The 3,041-nt window shown below is 50.9% G+C and carries 4 protein-coding genes; all 4 read right to left on the reverse strand.

Annotation, left to right across the window (positions count from 1 at the left end; genetic code table 11):
* Positions 1 to 227 precede the first annotated feature (227 nt).
* The 4 genes from G8770_RS23715 to G8770_RS23730 all read right to left on the reverse strand — a co-directional run bounded on the left by G8770_RS23715 (position 228) and on the right by G8770_RS23730 (position 2,794).
* Positions 228 to 590 (reverse strand): hypothetical protein, encoded by a 363-nt coding sequence (locus G8770_RS23715; protein ID WP_167192532.1) that lies wholly within the window; start codon positions 588 to 590, stop codon positions 228 to 230.
* Positions 587 to 1,192, reverse strand: coding sequence for a hypothetical protein (locus G8770_RS23720; RefSeq protein ID WP_167192533.1), 606 nt, complete (start codon positions 1,190 to 1,192; stop codon positions 587 to 589). Before G8770_RS23720 ends, G8770_RS23715 begins: the two co-directional genes overlap by 4 nt.
* Positions 1,182 to 2,269 (reverse strand): IS3 family transposase gene (locus tag G8770_RS23725; RefSeq protein ID WP_243760663.1). Its coding sequence is split into 2 segments (ribosomal slippage): positions 1,182 to 2,014 and positions 2,014 to 2,269, totalling 1,089 coding nucleotides; the frame shifts between segments, so codons are not numbered across the junction. The genes G8770_RS23720 and G8770_RS23725 overlap by 11 nt, the downstream gene beginning before the upstream one ends.
* A 66-nt stretch (positions 2,270 to 2,335) precedes the next feature.
* Positions 2,336 to 2,794 (reverse strand): hypothetical protein, encoded by a 459-nt coding sequence (locus G8770_RS23730; protein WP_167192534.1) that lies wholly within the window; start codon positions 2,792 to 2,794, stop codon positions 2,336 to 2,338.
* Between the last annotated feature and the right edge of the window lie 247 nt (positions 2,795 to 3,041).

Consider the following 3,041-nt stretch of genomic DNA (forward strand, 5'->3'; position numbering starts at 1 on the left):
TACGGTGCTAGAATGTGCCATGAGCCTAAACCCTTTGTTTGTTAGTGTTTGGTCGCACATTCATTATACAAACAATAGTGGTTTAGGCTCCCTTCGGAGTGAATAACTGGGACAGCAGTGGGTCAGAGCCCTTTTCCCTGCAAACAGCTCCCCCCATTGCCTGATCTGTTTTATCGATCTGCTGGGGTTTGGTTTTTTCATCCGCTGTAGTTGTCTTGTAAAAGCCGTTAGTAGAGGTCGAGAATCCAGCCAATAAGAAGACAATTGATCATAATGCAGTTAGACAAAAATAATATCCACGAGAGAACTTTATCGTATGTATTGATATTCTTTTTGACGTCTTGAGTGTCAATAATGCGGTTTTCAAGTTCGCTGAATGACTTGCCAGAAAAGATAATAGGCCATGTGTACAGGTGTGCGCGCCACCACATGGGGTCCCACTGACAGGGGCGTGGTTTCCCTTCCTCCACAATAGCCTTATCCAGCTTTCTCATGGTGGTGATGCCAAAGATAAGCCAGGCGATACTCATGATGATCAGAGAAAACCCACCGATATAAACATAAACATCATACCAATCGATCATTCTCATTTGACAAGTTTATCCCATAATTCGCCACTGATTCCCTTCATTCCATTGTCCGCTTGATAGGCCAAATAAGCACCTGCAACAATTGTAGATCCAATAAGAAATGCCCAGTCCCAAGGTGTTGCCATTAATGCTATACGACTCGCTAAGAAAGCGGCTCGGCCAACCAGTGTGCCTGTGGCACTAGCTCCCAGAAAACCACCCGTTTGCACTGCCCACTCCCTCTGCCAGTTTCCTCCGTCCGCATAAGTGTTATGCACGGTGTTTACTCGAAATCCCGCATCCAGGACAACGGCGCCTCTACCGGCGTAGCGGATGCCTTTGGCAAGTCTGCTGATCTGTTGGCCTTCGTGGGCATTGGCGACGTGGATTCCGCGCCCGCGGGGTCGTTCTGCCAGGGTGATACCGCGCTGGGCATTGGACAGGGCGGAGCCTTTGTTTTTCATAAACCGTTCTGCGGGCACAATGCGACGCAGTTCCTGCTGGTAATAGTGATTCAGTTTTTCGTAGGCGGCGATCACCTGGTTGCGCAGTTCCATCTTGCGCTGTGCCGCGGTAATCCCCCCATTTTTAACCGATGTCAAAAGTAGAAGGTCAGGCAGCATGCTCCAATTTCATTTTAGGTGTGATGCCGCCTAGCGCCATATTAGGCCGCTCATTATTGTAGGTCCATAGCCAGCGTGTGGCATGATCCTGAACTTGCGCAATGCTTTCGAACAGATATTGACCCAGCCAGTCATAACGAACCGTTCGGTTATAGCGCTCGATATAGGCATTTTGCTGAGGTTTGCCCGGTTGGATAAAACTCAGCTGGATGCCATGCTTTTCCGCCCAAGTGGCTAATGTGCCACTGATGTATTCTGGACCATTGTCACAACGCAAAGTTCGGGGTTTGCCCCGCCATTCGATTACCTGCTCCAAAGCCCTGGTTACCCGCTCAGCTGGCAGCGACAGATCCACTTCAATGGTCAGTCCTTCCCGGTTAAAGTCATCCAGCACATTAAACAAGCGGTAGCTCCTTCCATCCTCCAGCTGGTCATGCATGAAGTCCATCGACCAGCACTGGTTAATGGCCTCCGGTACCGCTAGAGGTTCCGGCCTCTCCCGGACAATCCGCTTCTTGGGCTTGATGCGCAGATTTAACTCCAACTCCCGGTATATCCGATACACACGCTTGTGGTTCCATCCAAAGCCCTTCACATTGCGCAAAAACAGAAAACACAGGCCAAAGCCCCAGTTCTTTTGATTGTGAGTCAACCGGATTAACCAGTCAGCGATCTCGGCATTTTCAGTAGATAGCTTGGCCTGATAGCGGAAGCAGGTCTCACTGATCGACAGGCTTTCACATGCCAGACGGATACTGACGCCATGCTTCTGGATTGCTTGCTGTGCCATCTCGCGCCGATGAGATGGCTTTACAGCTTTCCCTCCAGTGCTTCCTTGCGGATTTCCGCCTTGATTCGCTCTTCGGCGTACATCTTCTTCAGCCGGCGGTTTTCGTCTTCCAGCTCTTTCAGGCGGGCCATCAGGGATGCATCCATACCGCCGTATTTAGCACGCCATTTGTAGAAGGTGGCATTGCTCATGCCATGTTCGCGACATAGCTCTGGGACGGGGGTGCCCGACTCAGACTGCTTGAGGATGGCCATGATCTGGCTGTCAGTAAATCTTGATCGTTTCATACAGAATCTCCTGCGTATAGGTTACGAGAAAATTCTACTTTTGACTCCTGTTAATTTCCGGGGGGATTACCCCGCCACTCGGCCCACACGGTGATAATTGTTTAATTGGATGAGGGCCTGTTGGTATTGCTGCAGCGCGGTTTGAAAGCTGTCTGCGCGTGCACCCAGTACCGCCATGCCCATGCCGGCGAGACCGTTGCTGTCTTGTGCGGTGGTCGTGAGATCGAGTCCCGCCAGGTGTTGGTCGTAGAACTTCGCCAGCACCGAGGTTTCATCACCAAAATCGGCCACACAGGCTGACAGGTTGGTGCGTTGGTGAATGGGCAGTTGATTCATCTCTCGCAGAATGGCATTCGTCGATGGCGAGGCAGTCTCCGACAGGTCGTAGGCGACATGCGGTGCAAGCCATTGGTTCTGATCCTTGACCTGAGGATTGCAGGCGAGAAAGTGTTTCTGGGTTTCGGGTTGGGAATCACAGAGATGGGCTGGACGAGTGGAAACTGTGGGGAAAAACAGGTCTGGCATGGTCAATATCCTTATTGCGATCAAGTCCTGATGAGCGTTGCCGAGGGCAACGGTCTATGGCCGGACTTTACCATGACTCCATGAGGAAGGCATAGATTCGCTGAGCCAATGTGGGAATCACGAATCAAAGGGGTCAGAGCCACTGCTGTCCCAGTTATTCACTCCGAAGGGAGCCTAAACCACTATTGTTTGTATAATGAATGTGCGACCAAACACTAACAAACAAAGGGTTTAGGCTCATGGCACA

It is taken from the genome of Pseudomaricurvus hydrocarbonicus (assembly GCF_011602365.1).
Classification (GTDB): domain Bacteria; phylum Pseudomonadota; class Gammaproteobacteria; order Pseudomonadales; family Cellvibrionaceae; genus Pseudomaricurvus; species Pseudomaricurvus hydrocarbonicus.

Bases quoted from the DNA above. Each gene is read 5' to 3' on its own strand.
- G8770_RS23715 (WP_167192532.1), bottom strand. From the start codon at position 590: ATGAGAATGATCGATTGGTATGATGTTTATGTTTATATCGGTGGGTTT.
- G8770_RS23720 (WP_167192533.1), bottom strand. From the start codon at position 1,192: ATGCTGCCTGACCTTCTACTTTTGACATCGGTTAAAAATGGGGGGATT.
- G8770_RS23730 (WP_167192534.1), bottom strand. From the start codon at position 2,794: ATGCCAGACCTGTTTTTCCCCACAGTTTCCACTCGTCCAGCCCATCTC.